Origin of the sequence: Hymenobacter armeniacus (assembly GCF_014699055.1) — a bacterium.
Classification (GTDB): domain Bacteria; phylum Bacteroidota; class Bacteroidia; order Cytophagales; family Hymenobacteraceae; genus Hymenobacter; species Hymenobacter armeniacus.
In genome coordinates, this window is the sequence record NZ_JACXAC010000005.1 from 459072 (window position 1) to 477558 (window position 18487).

Sequence of the window (18487 nt, forward strand, 5' to 3'; positions counted from 1 at the left end):
GGCCTGCCGGGCCGTGGCCAGCCCTTTTCGGTGGGCCGCGCTGCTCCGAGGCGGTCGCACTCCCTTTTCCTGGCGGGCTACTTAGCCGGCCAAGGGCTGCAAAAAATGTCGGCGAAGCCAGCCAATGCGGCGGGCTAAACCTTCCCCTGCCGGGTGGGCGCCATGGTGAGGCGCGTCAGGAAATCCACGGCCGGGGCGTAGCGGCTGCGCAGCTCGCGGTAGTGTTTCCAGGCCGCATCACGGTCGTGGCAAAGCTGCAGGCCGTGGGTGGCCAGCTCTTCGCAGGCCTCGTTGAACGCGGTGCGGCCAGACGTTTCGCCGCCGTCGTCGGGCAGCAGGGCGCTGGGCTCGGCCCCGGCTTTGGCGTCGAAAAAGCGGTACACGCGGTTCATGGCCAGGCAGCCGGCTTTGAAGGTAAGCTCGGCCTGCCGGGGCCGCTGGCCGTCGACGGCGGCAAAGAGCAGGGCGGCGGCGTCCAGAATCAGCCCGCCGGCCATCACCCAGGAGCGGCCCGGCTGCGGCGAGCGAAAAAACGACAAAATGGGCAGCGAGGTGTGGCTTTCCTCAATCTCGACAAACCATTGCTCCCAGGCGACCCACTGCGCGTCGTCGTTTTGCACCGAGCCGTCGTGGTTGAGCCAGCCCAGCAGGCAGGCGGCGGTGGGCGGCGTGCCGGCCCGCAGCTCCAGTAGCGCCACCGTCACCTCGCGCCGGGAAAACGCCTGGTAGATGGTGGGCAGGTAAGAAAGCAGCAGCGTGAGCAGCAGCAGCCCCAGCGTGGCCTCCGAGTAGGTGAGGATGCCGCCCCCGACGCTGAAGTCGTCAATTGTGCCCAGGGTGAGTAAAGAGCTGCCGCTCAGTTGGTAGCAGTGCAGCCAAGTGCCCTCGCCCACGGCCCAGTACATGCCGGTGTAGCCCACGCTCACCAGGGCTTCCCACGCCACCGGCAGGGCCACCAGCGCCACCGGCGCATAATGCGCCATGATGCGGTCGCGCCGCTCGTAGGAATTGGCAAACCGGGCGGCCACGTCGAATAGCACCCGGATGCCCATGAACACCCACACGTTCAGCCGCACCACCTCGTTGCGGGGCAGCACAAACGAGCGAATGGCCGCCGATAACGTGGTGACAACCAGCATCGCGCCGCCCAGGCCGGTAATGATGCGCAGGGCCAGCAGCCAGAAAGAATCCATAACGTCATCAAACGCAAAATTCGGCCTTAAGGCCGAGACTCCTTTGAGAACGAATATTCTAAGCGCTGCCGACGGCTAGCCACCACGGCTGCGTACCGCTCGCGCAGGCCGACCGGCAGGCAGGAGCGGTCGAGCAGGGCTTGAATGGCCGTATCGTGCCCGACGATGTCGGCCAGCAGCTTCTGCACCCGGCGTGCGGGCAATCCCAAGCGCCGCCCGAACTCGGCAAAGTCGTCGTAGGCCAGGTAGGCATTGGCGGCGAAGCTGGGGGTTTCGTAGTCGTCTTTAAACAGCGGCATGGCCAGGCCGTTTTCGCCATCCACGTGCAGGGCAGTATTGAGCAGGTCGTAAGCCGGCGTCAACACGTATTCTTCCCGCTCGATGAGGCGGTAAAGCGAAAAATTCTTGAGGTGGGCATCGCCATTGCCCACGAGGTAGTTGAAAAGAATCACCCGGAAAAACTCGTCCAACGCCAGCGGAGCCGCCGCCACGTACCGCCTGATAAGCTCGCCTACGTATTCGTAGCTGGCCGCATCGTACTTGTAGTTGGGGCCGTGCGTGGCGCGGCTGAACTGGCCAATCTGGGCGAAATCTTCCTGGTGCCGGCGTCCCAGCGGCGTCACGTCGAAGCGCCGCGTCAGATAGGCGCTCGGCGCGCCATCTGCAAAACGCAGCAGTGCGCAGGGGGCCACGTTGAGCTTGAATACCTGCCGTGCCAATTGCATGGTCAGGTGCTCATTGGCCGGTACCGCTTCGGCATTCCTGAGGTCGAGGCTACGCGGTGGGGGCTTCAGGATGTATTCCAGTTCGCCAGTTTCCTTGCTAAGCTCCAGTACGTTGCCCACCAAGCGCATAGAGGCTTTAAATTGCACGCCGGAAATCGATGTGCGTTTGATGGCCTCAATCAGCAGGGTCTGGTATTCCTGGGGCAGGTCGCTCAGCAAAAAAGCCAGCTGCGGTGCCACCGTTCGGCCCTCGAAGAGCAGGGATGCGCATTTGCCGCAAAACCGCAACTGGTTGTTGGGCAGCTTCTTGTAGCAGCCGAGGCAGGTGGTCATCAGTCGGGGAGTTTGCGCACCGTAATGGCACCAATGGTTTGCGACTCCGCCGTTTCCAGCAGCCGGGTGAACTCATCACCTTCTTCAAGGTGCAACAATCTGATTTGCATGGACTTGTTTGTGCCCTCAGCCAGCAATCCCGAGAAAAAAGGAAACAGATAGTTGGACACGTATTCCTGGCGGGTGGTGGGCAGGCTCAGGCTAATGGGCGGCCCGGCGGTGGCCAGATAGGCATCGTCGTACCGAAACCGGTACGCCCGCTCGTCGCGCGACAGCACACCCACACGTCGGCCATTGTCCAGTACTTCTGCCCGTTGCGTCTTCACAGTTGATGAGGCTTGATTATCGTTAGTTGCAGGCCCAACACAGCCAGCACCGCGCCCAGTTGTTTAAATCCGGGGTTGCCGCGCCCGTTTTCCCAGTCTATCAGTTGGCGGGCCGAAATACCGCCCAAGTCGGCTACCCGTTGTTGCGTAATACCCAATTCAGCCCGACGGGCAGCAAGGGAATTGCCTAGCTCTTCAACTGACATAATACTATAACCAAAAGAAAATTTGTTATCAACGAATGTATGAAATATAATTCAGACTTAGATTGAAAAATTCAATTTAATCCTGAATTTAATAATTGAAAGTTATAAAAGTGAAATAAGTTTCACTTATCCCACCCAGCCTATTGCCGGGCCCGCCACAGCTCCCGGAACGACTGCGGCGCAATGGCCAGCGCCGCGCGGCGCTTGCTCCAGCCCACCTGGCCCAGCAGGCGGCCCAGGCTCCAGTCCTTTATTTTGGCCGGCAGCACATCCAACGCCCAGCGGTGCTGCATGCTCCACTTCCAGAGGCCAATAGCGACTTTCTCCTCAGTCGGCGCGTAGCCTTCTTCCACGCTCTGCTTGCGGTTGAGCAAGAGTAAGTTGTGCAATGGAATGCGTACCGGGCACACTGTGGTGCAGGCGCCGCAGAGGCTGCTGGCGTAGCTCAGGTGCTTGTGCTCGGGCAGGCCGCTCAGGTGCGGGCTGATGACCGAGCCGATGGGACCGGAATACGTGGTTTCGTAGGTGTGGCCGCCGATGTTTTTGTACACGGGGCACACGTTGAGGCAGGCGCCACAGCGAATGCAGCGCAGCGCGGCGCGCTTGTCGGGCTGGGCCAGCAGGTTGGTGCGGCCGTTGTCGAGCAGGATGACCACCATTTCCTCGGGTCCGTCCACCTCATCGGGCTGGCGCGGGCCGAAGTACACCGTGTTGTACACCGTCACCTGCTGCCCCGTGCCGCTGGTGCTGAGCAAGGGCCAGAACAAGTCCAAATCCGTCAGCTGCGGAATGACCTTTTCGATGCCCACCACCGCAATGTGCAGCTTCGGAAAAGTGGCCGACAGGCGGGCGTTGCCTTCGTTCTCGGTCACGGCAATGGCGCCCTCTTTGGCAATGAGGAAGTTGCCGCCGGTCACGCCCACTTCGGCGCTGGTGTACTTGTGGCGCAGCAGGTGCCGGGCCGTGAGCACCAGCTGCTGGGCGTCGTCGGTGTGGGCAATGCCCAGGTGCTTCACAAAAATGTCGGCGATGTCGGCCTTGCTCAGGTGCATGGCCGGCGTCACAATGTGGTAGGGCCGCTCGCCGTTGAGCTGCACGATGTATTCGCCCAGGTCCGTCTCCACCGACTCAATGCCCCGGGTGGCCAAGTACTTGTTGAGGTGGATTTCTTCGGTGGTCATGCTCTTGGCCTTCACCACCGTTTTGGTGTTGCGCGCCGCCGTCAGCTTGCCGATTTCGGCCAAGGCTTCGGCCGCGTCGCGCGCCCAAATCACCCGCCCGCCGCGGGCCGTGAAGGCGGCTTCGAACTGCAGCAGGTACTCGTCCAGCTTCTCCAGCACGGTGGCTTTGAGGTAGGCGCCGCGGTCGCGGGCCAGCTCGTGCTGGTCGTAGAGCTTGAGGCCGGCGCTCACGGCCGCGTCGTACTTGCCGATGTTGAACCGGATTTTGCGGCGGTGCTCGCGGTCGAAGGCTTTGGCCTCGGCGTCGAGCTGGAACTGGTCGGCTTTGGCGTTGGTGGCGTTGGTCATGGCTTGTTGGAATCAACCACAATGCGCTGCTCGCGGTTTGCCAGCTCCCAGGCGGTGTAGAACACCAGCTGGGCGCGCTCCGCTAATTTATCGAATTCGATTTTGTCCACGTCGTCGGTGGCCTTGTGGTAGTCGGCGTGCTCGCCGGTGGTGTAAAAAATGACCGGGATGCCGCGCCGCGCAAAATTGTAGTGGTCGGAGCGGTAGTAGATGTGCTCCGGCTCGTTGGGCACGTTGAAGCGGTAGTCCAGCTCCAGGTGCGTGTAGTCGCGGTTGGCCGCCTCGTTGATGCGGTGCAGGTCCGACGACAGCTTATCGGACCCCACCACGCACACAAAATGCCGCTTCGGGCCGTGCTTGCGGTCGGAGCGGCCCACCATGTCGATGTTCAAATCGGCAATGGTCTGGGCCAGCGGCAGCACCGGGTGCGCCGTGTAGTATTCGGAGCCAAAAAGCCCTTCTTCCTCGGCCGTCATCGCCACAAACAGAATGCTGCGCCGCGGCCCGTGGCCTTCGCGCTGGGCCTGGGCAAAGGCTTTGGCCAGCTGCAGCACCGCCACCGTGCCCGAGCCGTCGTCGTCGGCGCCGTTGTAAATGGTGTCGTGCTTCACCCCCAGGTGGTCGTAGTGGGCCGAAATCACCAGCACTTCTTCCTTTTTATCCGTGCCTTCCAGAAAGCCCAGCACGTTCTCGGTGGTGAGCTGCTGCTGGGCCTGCGGCAGATAAAACGTGGCCGTAGGCGGCTGGAAAGCGGCCCGCACCGGGCCGCCGGCCTGGCCCAGGGCCCGCACGTAGCCCAGCACCTCGGGCATGGTGGCGCCGGCCAGCCGCAGGCCCAACTCCTGCGAGGTCAGGAACACGCCAATGCCCGGCGGAATGCTCTCGCTCACCGTGTCGATGATGGCCGGCCCCGGGTCGGGCAGCGAAAACGCGGGCTCGCGCAACGCCGAACCAAACTGCTGGCCTTCCTTCCGAAACGCGGCCGAGGGCGCAAACGTGACCAGAAAAATGCTGCGCGCCCCGTGGGCCTTGGCCAGCGCCGCCTTGCGCAGGCCCGAGTCCCAGTAATCGGCCGCGCGGCCGCGCGGCTTCAGCAGCTTGCGGCCCCGGTCGTCCTGCGGCTCGCCCATCAGGGCCACCACGTCCTTGCCCTGCACGTCGAGGCCGGCGTAGTCGTTGTAAGTGCCCTGCTCCACTCCAAAGCCCACAAACACCGGCTGCCCCACCGTGGGCGCCAGGAACGGCGAAGGCATGGGCCCGTAGCTGAAAAAATCGTTCAGCCACTCGTAGCGCTGGCCGCCCACCTGCACGTAGCCGCCCGGGGCCGGCGTGCCGCGCAGCAGCGGGAAGTGCTGCAGATACGGGCTGTCGCCACCCTGCACGGGGCCTTGCAAGCCCAGCGCGGCAAATTGCTTCACCAGAAACTCGGCGGCCATCTTCTGCCCGGGCTGCCCCGCCTCGCGCCCCTGAAAGGCGTCCGACGCCACCACCGTCAGGTTTTCGCGCAGCTCCTCGGGCCGGATGGTGGCGGCATAGGTGCGGGCCCAGTCCGGGGCGGCGGGCGCAGCCGGCGGGGGAGGGGCTCCGCCCTTGGTTTTGATTTTAATCTTGGCGGGCGCCTGCTGCGCGGTGGCGGGCAAGCAGGAAATCAGGGCCACAAGGCCGCACAGTAGCAGTTGTTTCATACGGGGGAACACGCGCCCTAAAAGTAGCAGAACGTCCTGCTCCAACTGCGTACAGTCGAAGCAGGACGTTCTACAATCAGTGGTTCAGAAAACCGAATTACGGCTTGTTCGAGTCCACGACGATGCGGCCGTCGCGGTTGGCCAGCTCCCAAGCCAGGTGGAACACCAGCTTGGCGCGCTTCTCCATCTTCGGAAACTCAATCTTGCTGATTTCGTCGGTTTCCTTGTGGTAGTCGGCGTGCACGCCGTTGAAAAAGAAGGCCACCGGGACCTTGTTCACGGCAAAGTTGTAGTGGTCCGAACGGTAGTAGAAGCGGTTCGGGTCGGCGGGGTCGTCGAAGCGGTAGTCCAGGTCGAGCTGGGTGTACTTCTTGTTCTGCTCCTCCTGAATCACCTTCAGCTCCGAGGCCAGCTTGTCGGAGCCGATGACGTACACGTAGTCCGGCTTGCCTTCGTGCTCCACGTCAGTGCGCCCAATCATGTCCACGTTCAGGTCGGCCTCCGTCTGGGCCAGCGGGAAAATGGGGTGCTTCGAGTAGTATTCCGAGCCAAACAGGCCTTTTTCTTCCCCCGTCACGCTCAGGAACAGCAGGCTGCGGCGCGGGCCGTGGCCTTCGGCCTTGGCCTTGGCGAAGGCCTCGGCAATGGTCACGATGCCCGACGTGCCCGAGCCGTCGTCGTCGGCGCCGTTGAACACCTTGCCGTCCTGAATGCCCAGGTGGTCGTGGTGCGCCGAAATCACGATGATGTCTTCCTTCTTGTCGGTGCCCTCAATGAAACCCAGCACGTTTTCCGTTTCCACGGGCGTGTGCTTGCGCTCGGCCTTAATCTGCATGGGCACGAGCTTGAAGGCCGATTTTACCGGTTGCTTCGTGCTATTGATTTTGGCCAGGTAAGCTTGCACGGCGGCATCCTTGGCGCCGAGGGCGGCCAGGCCCACGGCCGGCGAAATGAAGAACGACGGCACGCGGCTCGATTTCTCCGTGCTAGGCATCACCGTCGACGGGCGGGAGATGTAGGGCGCCAGGCGAGCGGCCTGCTTGGCAAAGTTGTCATTGGGGTTGAAGCTCACAAAAAACGCCGTGCGGGCGCCTTTCTGGGCGGCCAGCTGGGCCTTGGCGCGGTAGTCGTTGCCCCACTTGGTGGGAGCACCGTCGGCGCTCAGCAAGGCTTTGCCGCCGTCGCCGGTGGGCTCGCCCAGCAGAATGAGCACGTCCTTGCCCGCCACGTCCACGCCGGCATAGTCGGAGTAGCCGGGCTGCTCGATGCCGTAGCCCACAAACACGGGCTTCACCGTGGTTTCGGTGGCAAAGGGCGAGTCGCCCATGCCGTAGAAGTCCGTCAGCCACTTGTAGCTGGTTTTGCCCACTTTCAGGGTGGCGCCGTCGGCCCAGGTCACCTGCTCCACGTTGAAGTGCTGCTGGTACGGGTCGTTGCTGGCGGCCACGGGGCCGGTCAGGCCGGCATTTTTGAATTGGGTGGCCACGTAGGCCGCGGCCATGTGCTGGCCCTTGGTGCCGGTTTCGCGGCCTTCGTACTCGTCCGAGGCCAGCACCGAGAGGTGGGCGCGCAGGCGCTCGGCGTTCACCAGGTCGGCGTATTTCACGCTCCAGTCTTCCGCGGCGGGGGCCACGGGCTGCGTAGCCGGTGCGGCCGTGGGGGCGTTTTTGCCCGGCTTGGTCTTGATTTTTACCTTCTGCGCCTGCACAGAAGTGGCGCTGGCCAGGGCCAGCAGGGCAATCAGCAACGTTTTATTCGTCATCAGAAAGGAAAATGGTGGGAGTAGGTTTAAATGATTTGGGCAGAGCCGCGTCTCCACGCAGACGGGCCGGGCGGCTTAGCTGCGCGTGATGAGCACGGTGGCGTAGGCCGCCACGCCTTCCTGCCGACCCACAAACCCCAGTTTCTCGGTGGTGGTTGCTTTGATGGAGATATCATCCTCGGCAATGCCCATCACCGCCGCCAGCACGCGCTGCATCTCGGCGATGTGCGGGTTCACCTTGGGCCGCTCCAGGCAGATGGTGGAGTCGATGTTGCCCACCTCGTAGCCTTTCGAGCGCAGCAGGCGCATTACCTCGCTCAGCAGGCGCTTCGAGTCGATGCCTTTGTACTGCGGGTCGGTGTCGGGGAAGTGAAAGCCGATGTCGCGCAGGTTGGCGGCGCCCAGCAGTGCATCGCAGATGACGTGGATGAGCACGTCGGCATCGGAATGGCCCAGGGCGCCGTGGGTGTGCGGCACCTGAATGCCGCCGAGCCAGAAGGGCAGGCCCTCCTGCAGTTGGTGAACGTCGTAGCCGAAGCCGGTGCGAATTTTCATAAGGGTGGGGAAAGGTGGCGGGCCCAGCGGGGCCGGCGCAAAAGTACCGGCCGGCCGCTGCCCGCGCCACGCCGGCCCACGGCCCGGGTTAACAAAAAAATAATCGGATGATGCGATGCTATTAAGCTAAATTTATTAGCTTTGCATTGCTACTGTATTTAGTCGAGTGCGTGAGGGTTCCACGAAAATTTTCGCTCATGGCCAAAATAAATCGTCCGCTCATCCGTCCATCCCCGAGCGAAAAGCCTTGCTGGCCGTGGCTGAGCCGCAAAAAAAACCGTCGGAAACTTTGGGCACAATAAAAGTTTCCGGTGTACCTTTGCGGCGTAGTTATGGAAATCAAAGACCGAATCCTCAATCACGCGCAGGCGCTTTTCATGCGTAACGGCATCAAAAGCGTGAGCATGGACGACATCGCCGCCGACATGGCCATGTCGAAAAAGACCCTGTACAAGTGGTTCGAAAACAAGGACCAGATTGTGATGGCGACCATGAACCGGCACCTGAACCAGGTGCAGGGCGAGTGTACCGCCGTGGCCGGCCCCGCCGCCAACGCCATCGAGGAGATGCTGACCATCTCCCGGTGGGCCGACGAACAGTTCAGCAACGTGCACCCCAGCATTTTCAACGACCTGAAGAAGTACCACCCCACGGCCTGGGAGCTGTTTGGGCAGCACAAAAACACGTTTATCCTGGAACAGATTACCCGGAACCTGCGCCGGGGCATGGCCGAGGGCCTGTTCCGCCCCGACCTCGACGTGGACGTGCTGGCCCGGCTCAACCTGGCCCAGATTGAGCTGGCCTTCGACCCCGCGCTGTACCCGCCGGCGCAATTCAGCCCGATGCGCGTCAACCGCGTGTTCGACGAGCATTTCCTGCTGGGCGTGGCCACCCTCAAGGGCCACAAACTCATCAACGCCTACCGGCAGGTGACCGAAAACGAATAGCCGCCGGCGCCCTTTCCCCGCATTCCCCGTTTCCCTTTTTGCTGTTATGAAGATGTTTCAACCCAGACTCCTGCTGCTGGCGGCGCTGAGCGCGGCCGCGCCGCAAGGGCTGCTTGCCCAAACCAAGCCCAACACCGCGCTGGTGACCGCCCCCACGGCCGGCACCATGCCCCTGAGCCTGCAGCAGGCCGTGAGCTATGCCATCCAGAACAAGCCCACGCTGCTGGCCACCCGCCTGGGCGAAGCCACGGCCGCCGCGCGGGTGGGCGAAATCAAGAGCGCCGGCCTGCCGCAGGTGAACGTGGGCGCCACCGCCACCGACAACCTCAAGCTGCAAAAGTCGCTGGTGGATTTTGGCGCGCTGGGGGGCGGCTCGTCGGCCACGCCGCTCACGGCCGCCGACATCGCGGCTGCGCAGGCCGGCCAGACGGTGAACATCAAGCCCATCACGCTGCCCTCCGAGCCGGTGCCGCCGCAAGCCTTTGCCTTCGGCCTGCAATACGCCGGCAACGCCAGCGCTTCGGTTTCGCAGCTGTTGTTTGACGGCTCGTATTTGATTGGGTTGAAGGCGGCCAAGGTGTATACCGAATTGGCCAAGAAGCAAACCCAGCAGGCCGAAATCGACGTGGTGGAGCAGGTGAGCAAAGCCTACTACAGCACGCTGGTGGCCCGCTCGCGCCTGGCCCTGCTGGCCCGCAACGTGCAGCGCCTCGACACGGTGCTTTACCAAACTACCCAAACCTTTAAGGCGGGTTTTGCCGAAAAGCTCGACGTGGACCGCCTGCGGGTGCAGCGCAACAACCTGGTGGTGGAGCAGCAGAAAGCGCAGCGCCTCACCGAGCTGAGCGTGGCCTTGCTGAAGTTTCAGATGGGCCTGCCGCAGCAGCAGAACATTCAGCTCACCGACTCGCTCGGCGCGGCCGTGGTGGATGCCGGCGCGTTGCGCCAGCGCCTCGGCGTGGCCAGCCTGAACACCGGCGGCGCCGGCGAAGGCAACGTGCCCGCGGCTCCTGCGCCCGTGACGGGCACCGACCCCGCCACCCAAAGCCGCCTCGACCAGCAAACGGCCCTGGCGGGCGGCCTGGCCCCGGCCGCGCTGGGCGCCCTGAACTACAACAACCGCATCGAGTTTTCGACCTTGGAAACCCAGCAAGCCCTTGCGGGCCTCGACCTGCGCAACCGCCAGGCCGGCGCCTACCCGCGCCTGCTACTGACCGGGGCCTACGGTTTCACCGGCTCGGCCAAAACCATGGGCGATTTGTTTGCCTTCCGCGGGCCCGACTCGCGCAGCAGCAACGGCTTTCCGAACCAGAACTGGTTTGGTTTCGGCAACGTGGGGCTGACTTTGCAAGTGCCGGTGTTCGACGGTTTCCGCCGCAAGTACCTCGTGCAACAGAGCCGCATCCAGCAGCAAACCATTGAAAAAGGGTTTGAAACGCTGAAGCAGAGCATTGACTTGCAGGATGCCCAGAGCCGCACCACGCTGGTAAATGCGTTGGATGTGCTCGACAACCAAAAGGCCAACCTCGACCTGGCCACCGACGTGGCCCGCGTGACGCGCATCAAGTTTAACGCCGGCGTGGGTTCCAACCTGGAGGTGATTACGGCCGAAACCGACCTGCGCTCGGCCCAAACGAATTACTACGGCGCCGTGTACGATGTATTGGTGGCCAAAGTAGACCGCGACAAGGCCACCGGCGAGCTGTACAACCAAGTGAAAAAATAACGCTGGGCCCGGCCCACTACCCCCATTCATTACCCCCGAAATACCCGTTTCCCCATGCGTTTCAACTCAACCCAACCCGCTGTTCTTTTCCTGGCCGGCTCGCTGCTGCTGGCCTCCTGCGGCGGCTCCAAAGACCCCAAGGCCGAACTGGCCAAGCTGAAAAAGGAGCAGGCCGCCAACCAAGCTAAAATTGCCGAGCTGGAAGCCAAAACCGGTGCCGGCGCCGACGCCGCGGCCGCCAACATCACGCCCGTGTCGGTGCTGAGCGTGCAGCCCGAGAGTTTCAAGAGCTTCCTCGAAGTGCAGGGCCGCGTCGATTTTGACCAGAATGCCACCGTGGGCGCCCGCGCCGCCGGCACGCTCACTAGCATCCGCGTGCAGCGCGGCGACCAGGTGCGCAAAGGCCAGGTGCTGGCCACGGTAGATGCCTCGGTGCTCGACGCCAGCATTGCCGAGCTGCGCACCCGCATGGACCTGGCCAAGACGGTGTACGAGAAGCAAGCCGGCCTGTGGAAGCAGCAGATTGGCACCGAAATACAATACCTGCAAGCCAAAAACAACTATGAGGCCCTGCAGCGCAACCTGGCCACCCTTAACCAGCAACGCTCCCTGTACAGCGTGGTGGCGCCGTTCTCGGGCGCCGTGGACGAGGTGCTGCCCAAGCTGGGCGAAGTGACGGCCCCCGGCGCCCCAGTGGTGCGCCTCACCAGCGGCTCGGGCGGTAAAATCCTGGCCGACGTGTCGGAAGCCTACGGCAACAGCATCAAGGCCGGCGACAACGCCGTGGTGACCATTCCGGACCTGGGCGGCGAAGAAATTCCCGCCACGGTGCGCGTGGTGAGCCGCGGCATCAACGCCACCAGCCGCACCTTCACGGTAGAGCTGCGCCTGAAGGGCGCCAAAGCCGCCGACCTGCGCCCCAACATGGTGGCCACGGTGCGCATCCAGAACTACGACCGCCAGAACGCCACCGTCATCCCGGTGGACCTGGTGCAGAAAGACGAGCAGAACAGCTACGTGTACGTGGTGGGCCAGGAGGGCGGCAAGGCCGTGGCCAAGAAGCGCATCATCCAGACGGGCAACGCCTACAACGGCAAGATTGAAGTGACCAGCGGCCTGCAAAACGGCGACCAGGTGATTTCGGCCGGCTACCAGAATTTGAACGAGGGCCAGGCGGTGAGTGTCGCCAAAGCCTAACGCTGCCTTTCCCGGCGGCTTTTCCTCCCGCTTTTACCTAGCACCCTAGAAAAGCTATGCAAGATTTAGAAAAAGAGTTTGGGCCGACCAGTTGGTCCATCAACAACAAAACCAGCATCTACATCATCACGGTGCTGCTGTGCGTGGCGGGGATTTTTGCCTACATCAAGCTGGGCAAAGAGAAATTCCCCGACATCGTGATTCCGCGCATCATCGTGGCCACGGTGTACCCCGGCACCTCGCCGGCCGACATCGAGAACCTGGTGACGCGCCAGCTCGAAAAGGAAATTAAGAGCGTGAACGGGGTGAAGAAAATCAACTCCACCTCGAACCAGGACTATTGCATCGTAGACGTGGAGTTCAACTCCGGCGTCGACGTGCAGTACGCCAAGCAGCTTATCAAGGACGCCGTAGACAAGGCGGCCACCGAGCTGCCCAACGACCTGCCCACGGCCCCCACGGTGAAGGAGATTAACATCTCGGAGCAGCCCATTATGTACGTCAACCTGAGCGGCAACCTGCCCGCCGCCCAGCTCAAAAAATACGCCGACGACTTCCAGGACAAGATTGAGGCCCTGCCCGAAATCACCCGCGTCGACATCATCGGCGCCCTCGACCAGCAGGTGAACGTGGACGTAGACCTGAACAAGCTGCGCGCCTCGCGCCTGGGCTTCTCGGACATTACCCGCGCCATCGGCGGCGAAAACCTCACCGTGTCGGGCGGCTCCATCGACGTGGGCCAGCAGAAGCGGGCCGTGCGCGTGGCCGGCCAGTACGTGCGCGCCTCCGACATTGCCGATATTCAGGTGAAGAACCTCAACGGCGCGGCCGTGCGCCTCGGCGACATCGCCACCGTGGTAGACGGCTTCAAGGACCGCGAAAGCTACGCCCGCCTCGACGGCAAGCCCGCCATCACCCTGAACGTGGTGAAGCGCCAGGGCGAAAACCTCATCGACGCCTCCGACAAAATCAAGGCCCTGGTGAAGGAAACCGAGAAGACCCTGCCCAAGGAGCTGAAAATTACCATCACCGGCGACACCTCGAACGACACCCGCGTGACCCTGCACGACCTGATTAACACCATCATCATCGGTTTTTTGCTGGTGACGTTCATCCTGATGTTCTTCATGGGCACCACCAACGCCATGTTCGTGGGCTTGTCCGTGCCGATTTCGATGTTCCTGGCCTTCCTCATCATCCCGGGCTTCGATTTCTCGCTGAACATGATTGTGCTCTTCGCCTTCCTGCTGGCGCTGGGCATTGTGGTGGACGACGCCATTGTGGTCATCGAAAACACCCACCGCCTGCTGCACGAGCACCCCGACCTGAGCACCAAGAAAGCGGCCAAATTCGCCGCGGGCGAAGTATTCGTGCCCGTATTGGCCGGCACGCTGACGACGGTGGCGCCGTTTGTGCCGCTCATGTTCTGGCCCGGCATCGTGGGCTCGTTCATGTACTACCTGCCCGTCACGCTGATTATCACGCTCATGTCGTCGCTGGTGGTGGCCTTCATCATGAACCCGGTGTTCGCCGTGAGCTTTATGAGCCGCGAAGAGCATTTCGAAGAAGACCTGCACAGCAAGCCCAAAGCCACTCGGGGCTTCCTCATCACCATGGCCGTGCTGGTGGGCCTGGGCATTCTGTTCAACCTCACGGCCATGGGCAAAACGCCCGAGGTTGGTCCCGACGGGGAAGCCACCGGCCTGCTGGGCCATTTCCTCGGCAACCTGTGTCTGGCCCTGGCCGCCTTCATCGCCCTCGACCGCTTCGTGCTGGTGAAGATGATTGCCTGGTTCCAGACCCGCGCCTTGCCGCGCTTCCAGAACGGCTACGCCGACCTGGTGCGTTGGGCCATTAGCCACCCGGCCCTCGTGATGGTGGGCGTACTGGTGCTGTTCATCGGCTCGTTTGTGGCCGTGGGCATCCGCGGCCCCAAGGTGGACTTCTTTCCCAAAGGCGACCCCAAGTTCATCTACACCTACCTGCGCATGCCCGTGGGCACCCGCGTGGAGGTGACGGACTCGGTGACGCAGATACTGGAAAACCGCATCTACGGCGTCATCGGCCGCCAGAACCCCGACGTGGAATCGGTGATTACCAACGTGGCCATCGGCGCCGGCGACCCCAGCGAAGCCACGGCTTCGGGCGTGTCGCAGTCGCACATGGGCAAGGTGGGCGTGGCCTTCAAGGAGCTGAGCGACCGCAAAGGCCCCGCCACCAGCACCTACATGGACAAAATCCGCGAGGTGGTGAAAGGCATTCCCGGCGCCGAAGTATCGGTGGACCAGGAAGCCAGCGGCCCGCCCCAGCAGAAGCCCATCGCCATCGAGGTGAGCGGCGACGACTACCCGGCCCTGGCCAAGCTCTCCAAAAAAGTGGAGCGCTACGTGGACTCGCTGCGCATCGGCGGCATCGAAGACCTGCGCTCCAACCTAGAAGACCGCAACCCCGAAATCGCCGTCAACATCGACCGCACCCGCGCCAACCGCGAGGGCATCAGCACCGGCCAGATTGGCCTGGAAGTCCGCACCGCTATCTACGGCTCGGAAGCCAGCAAATTCAAAACCGCTGACGACGAGTACCCCATCCAGGTGCGCTACGCCAAGCCCTACCGCAACGACGTGGACGCCGTGGTGAACGCCCCGCTTACGTTCCGCGACGCCACCGGCCAGGTGCGCCAAGTGCCCATCTCGGCCATTGCCGACGTGAGCTACGGCAGCACTTACGGCGGCATCAAGCGCAAAGACACCAAGCGCATCATCACCATCAGCTCGAACGTGCTCAACGGCTTCACCGGCCCCGACGTGGCCGCCCAGGTGAAGCAGGCCCTCAAGTCCTTCCCCGTGCCTGCCGGCTACAACGTGAAAATGGGCGGCGCCGAAGAAGACCAGAAGGAAACCACCGACTTCCTGCCGCTGGCCGGCCTGGGCGCCCTGGCGCTCATCTTCCTCATCCTCGTCACGCAGTTCAACTCGTTCAGCAAGCCGGTCATCATCCTCTCCGAAGTGCTGTTCTCGATTGCGGGCGTGTTCTGGGGCCTGGCCATCACCGGCATGAACGTCAGCATCGTGATGACGGGCGTGGGCATCATCGCCCTGGCCGGCATCGTGGTGAAAAACGGCATTCTGCTGGTCGAATTCACCGACATCCTGCGTTCGCAGGGCATGCCGCTGCGCGAGGCCATCGTGTTGGCCGGCCGCACCCGCCTCAACCCCGTCATTCTGACGGCCACGGCCGCCACACTGGGCCTCATTCCGCTGGCCATCGGCCTGAACATCGATTTCTACGAGCTGTTCGCCTCCGGCAACCCGCACTTCTTCATCGGCGGCGAATCGGTGACGTTCTGGGGCCCGCTGGCCTGGACCATCATTTTCGGTCTGGTGTTCGCCACGGGCATCACGCTGCTGGTGGTGCCGGTGATGTACCTGCTGAGCGAAACGCTCAAAGGAAAAATTTCCGGAAAAAACCCCGACCAGCTTGCAACCAATTCCGAAGAGGTGGACTCTGAAGAAGTACAGGCGGCCGCGCCGCCTGTACTAGCCTAACCATTTCTGCGTTGTCGGTGCCCGTCGGTCGGTTTTTGTTGCAGCACTAACCACTCCATCCCACCCCGACGGGCACCTCGCGCCGCCGCGCTAGTCGCCCCCGCCTCACCGTTTTTTTCGCAACTATTATGTACGTATCCACCACTAGCCCCGCCCATACCGCCACCATCGAGCAGCAGGTATTCCGCATCATCAGCAAGCGCAAAGCCATTCGGGCCAGCCGCGTGCGCAAAACCGCGAGCCTCGCCCGCGACCTGCGCTTCGACACCGTCGACGTCGTCGACATCATCCTGGAACTGGAGCGCAACTTCAGCATCACCATCCCCGACGAGGTGCCCCTCTTCACCGTGGGCGACTTCGTGCGCTACGTGCGCGAGCACGCCGCCGCCGCGTAGTGGTGGTCCGCCAGATATTCTTGCTATAGTTGCTATGAACTAAAAAGGCCCCGGAACCATGGTTCCGGGGCGTTTTTTTTATAGGCTTGTGGGTCTAACGCACGTTGCCGCCGCTGTCGAGGGCGCCGGCATCGGTGGCGTTGCGGCTGCCTTCCCAGGTGCGCACCGTGGCGCCGCTGGTGGGGCCGGTGGGCTGGGCGTCGTCGCCGGCCTCGTGCACGGGGCGCGGGCTGCTGCTCTCGGGCGAGCCCAGGCCGGAATCGGTGTTGGACTCGCGGCGGGGCGAAGCGGGGGATTGCTCGGAGTGCGTGCCGTGCTGCTTGGCCGATTCGGCGGCGGGCTGGGCGCGGTCCGTGGCGCTGGCGGCATAGGGCGAGCCCATGGCATTGGCTTTTTCTTCAGCAGCGGTTTTGTCGCTGCTGGCGCCCGAGGCGGCAGCCAGCGCCGGCCGCGTAAGCTCCCATTCGTGAAACTTGTCCATCTCGTGCTTAAGCGTGGTCGAGAACCAGGCCACCAGGGCCACGTCGTCGAGCAGGCCCAGCACCGGAATGAAGTCCGGAATCAGGTCAATTGGGCTCAGGAAATAAATGAGCACGGCCACGGCCGCCGCCACCGTGGTGCCGGGCACGCCCGTGTATTCACCCGAAATCGACGCTTTGATGAGCCGGAACATGGTTTGGAGCGTTTCCCAGGCTTCGTGGGCCAACGTGCCTACTTCGTTCTTTTGGCTGGCTTTCTGGTACGCGTCCGTTAGCAGCTTTTTCATGCGCGTGGGCTGTTTGATGTAGCCCTCGGCGGTGCTGAGAAATTTCTTGAAAACGGCCGAGCCGGCCACGTCATTACCGGTAGGCGGGGTTTGTTGATTTTGAGCCACGGAGTGCGGAGTTAAGAAAGACAAAGGAGAATGGACAAACGCCGTTTATCCTGGCCTGAATACTGCATTTGCCCACTCAAGGTTATCGAAAACAAGCCCAGCCGTGGAGCCAGGCTGCCAAAGGTCTCAGATTTATATCAATAAATATAAATAACTAAATCCATGTTTGCAACAAGAAGGCGGCCCTGCTTCTCGTAAGAAACAGGGCCGTTGTAAGTTGTGGTCAGGCTGGGTTGGCGGGCGGTATTAGTCCTTCTCGTACACCTTCACCACAAACACGTAGTCCTGCAGCTTTTTCAACTGCTGCGGGCGGCCTGAGCCGGCCAGCTGGCCGTAGCGGGGCAGGTGGTAGGGGGCGTCGGCCTTGGCCGTAGCGGCCAGCGAATCGACCAGCCGCACCAGGTACGACGACTTGGTGGCAAAGGCGGCGCTCTGGGCGTCGTTCTGGCGGCCGCTCACCACGCCAATCAGGTTGCCGCGCTCGTCTAGTAGCGGGCCGCCCGAGTTGCCGGGGTTCACCGGGATGCTCACCTGGTAGAAGGCCGTGTCGCCCTCGAAACCCGAGCGGGCACTCAGCGAGCCTTCGCCGTACACCACGTCTTCGCGCGGGTAGCCCAGCGTGAACACCCGTTCGCCGAGGTCGGCCTGGCCCGACTTCACCGCGTAAGGCAGCCGGCCAAAGCCCGTGAATTTTTTGTCGGTGATGCGCAAAATGGCCAGGTCGTGCTTCACGTCCGAATACACCGGCTCGGCGCGGTAGCGCTGGTGGTTGCGGCCTTCAATGAGTACAGAATCAGCGCCTTGAATTACGTGGAAACTGGTCACCAGATAGCCTTCCGAAGTCAGGGCGAAGCCCGTGCCGCTAAACTTGCTGGCCACGACGGGTGCAGTTTCTTTGCCCAATTGCGTGTTCAGCGTCAGTTTCAGGTCCTTCTGGCTCTTCTTGATGCGCTCGACTTCGCGGCGCAGTGCTTGGTAGCCGCTCGGCGTGGGCAGGTGCGAGTTGCGCCAGATGTCCAAGCCCAGCAGCGTGGCAAACACGGCCATCACGGCCACCGAGGCGGCCACGCCCACCGTGGCGCGGTGCCCGCTCCAGAACTCGCGCAGGCGGCGCTCGGTGCGCGAAATGCGCAGCATCGGGTTCACAGTGTGCGTCAGCTTGGCGGGTTGCTCGGCGGCCGGGGCGGCCTCGGGCGTTTCAGCGGCCAGCATGGCGGCGTGAATGCCGCGCAGCTGCTCGCGCGCTTGCTGGCGCTGGCGGTAGGCCCGCAGCGTGCCGGTCAGCTCGGTGAAGTCGGCGTAGCGGAGGGCAAAGTCCGGGTCGGCCGCCATGCGCGCTTCGAGGCTGGCGCGGGCGGGCCCGGCCAGCTCGCCGTCGGCGTAGGCTTCAAATAAGGCGTAATAGTCTGCTTCAGTCATCATGGGGTAAGCCTGCCGGTGGGAGCGGCAGCGGTAAGCAAATTGAATGTTCTGCACGTCGTTTGCGCGC

Annotated in this window: 14 protein-coding genes and 1 pseudogene; 5 read left to right on the forward strand and 10 right to left on the reverse strand. The window is 62.8% G+C overall.

Going from position 1 to position 18487, the window contains the following annotated elements:
* Positions 1–134 precede the first annotated feature (134 nt).
* The 8 genes from IC234_RS16595 to ispF all read right to left on the reverse strand — a co-directional run bounded on the left by IC234_RS16595 (position 135) and on the right by ispF (position 8314).
* A complete protein-coding gene (locus IC234_RS16595; protein ID WP_190926742.1) occupies positions 135–1193 on the reverse strand; it encodes a hypothetical protein in 1059 nt (352 codons plus the stop codon).
* A 26-nt stretch (positions 1194–1219) separates the two neighbouring features.
* Complete coding sequence (locus IC234_RS16600; RefSeq protein WP_190926744.1) at positions 1220–2251, reverse strand: type II toxin-antitoxin system HipA family toxin; 1032 nt, start codon at positions 2249–2251, stop codon at positions 1220–1222.
* Positions 2251–2577: a HipA N-terminal domain-containing protein gene (locus tag IC234_RS16605; RefSeq protein WP_317173393.1), complete on the reverse strand. Its 327-nt coding sequence runs from the start codon at positions 2575–2577 to the stop codon at positions 2251–2253. The genes IC234_RS16600 and IC234_RS16605 overlap by 1 nt, the downstream gene beginning before the upstream one ends.
* Positions 2574–2783 carry a helix-turn-helix domain-containing protein gene (locus tag IC234_RS16610; protein WP_190926745.1) on the reverse strand — a complete coding sequence of 70 codons (210 nt, stop codon included), beginning with the start codon at positions 2781–2783 and terminating at the stop codon, positions 2574–2576. Before IC234_RS16610 ends, IC234_RS16605 begins: the two co-directional genes overlap by 4 nt.
* A 140-nt stretch (positions 2784–2923) precedes the next feature.
* Positions 2924–4312 (reverse strand): LutB/LldF family L-lactate oxidation iron-sulfur protein, encoded by a 1389-nt coding sequence (locus IC234_RS16615; RefSeq protein WP_190926748.1) that lies wholly within the window; start codon positions 4310–4312, stop codon positions 2924–2926.
* Positions 4309–5997 carry a M28 family peptidase gene (locus IC234_RS16620; protein WP_190926750.1) on the reverse strand — a complete coding sequence of 563 codons (1689 nt, stop codon included), beginning with the start codon at positions 5995–5997 and terminating at the stop codon, positions 4309–4311. Before IC234_RS16620 ends, IC234_RS16615 begins: the two co-directional genes overlap by 4 nt.
* A gap of 97 nt (positions 5998–6094) precedes the next feature.
* The gene (locus IC234_RS16625) at positions 6095–7759 is read right to left on the reverse strand and encodes a M28 family peptidase (RefSeq protein ID WP_190926752.1); all 1665 of its coding nucleotides are present in this window, start codon (positions 7757–7759) and stop codon (positions 6095–6097) included.
* A 75-nt stretch (positions 7760–7834) separates the two neighbouring features.
* Positions 7835–8314 carry a 2-C-methyl-D-erythritol 2,4-cyclodiphosphate synthase gene (ispF, locus tag IC234_RS16630; RefSeq protein WP_190926754.1) on the reverse strand — a complete coding sequence of 160 codons (480 nt, stop codon included), beginning with the start codon at positions 8312–8314 and terminating at the stop codon, positions 7835–7837.
* 332 nt (positions 8315–8646) lie between these two features.
* Between ispF and IC234_RS16635 the strand changes: the two genes are divergently transcribed.
* The 5 genes from IC234_RS16635 to IC234_RS16655 all read left to right on the forward strand — a co-directional run bounded on the left by IC234_RS16635 (position 8647) and on the right by IC234_RS16655 (position 16124).
* Positions 8647–9261 (forward strand): TetR/AcrR family transcriptional regulator, encoded by a 615-nt coding sequence (locus tag IC234_RS16635; RefSeq protein ID WP_190926756.1) that lies wholly within the window; start codon positions 8647–8649, stop codon positions 9259–9261.
* A gap of 52 nt (positions 9262–9313) precedes the next feature.
* On the forward strand, positions 9314–10987 hold the full coding sequence (locus tag IC234_RS16640) for a TolC family protein (RefSeq protein ID WP_190926758.1): 1674 nt from the start codon (positions 9314–9316) through the stop codon (positions 10985–10987).
* A gap of 54 nt (positions 10988–11041) precedes the next feature.
* Positions 11042–12184, forward strand: a complete 1143-nt coding sequence (locus IC234_RS16645) for an efflux RND transporter periplasmic adaptor subunit (RefSeq protein ID WP_190926760.1) — start codon at positions 11042–11044, stop codon at positions 12182–12184.
* Positions 12185–12240: 56 nt separating this feature from the next.
* Complete coding sequence (locus IC234_RS16650; RefSeq protein WP_190926762.1) at positions 12241–15729, forward strand: efflux RND transporter permease subunit; 3489 nt, start codon at positions 12241–12243, stop codon at positions 15727–15729.
* 128 nt (positions 15730–15857) lie between these two features.
* Positions 15858–16124, forward strand: a complete 267-nt coding sequence (locus IC234_RS16655; protein ID WP_190926765.1) for an acyl carrier protein — start codon at positions 15858–15860, stop codon at positions 16122–16124.
* A 511-nt stretch (positions 16125–16635) separates the two neighbouring features.
* Here the strand turns inward: IC234_RS16655 and IC234_RS22270 are convergent.
* A pseudogene (locus IC234_RS22270) lies at positions 16636–16890 on the reverse strand (YkvA family protein); the annotation flags it as partial.
* 354 nt (positions 16891–17244) lie between these two features.
* Entirely contained in the window at positions 17245–18420 is a 1176-nt protein-coding gene (locus IC234_RS16665) for a S1 family peptidase (protein WP_190926767.1), read from the reverse strand.
* Between the last annotated feature and the right edge of the window lie 67 nt (positions 18421–18487).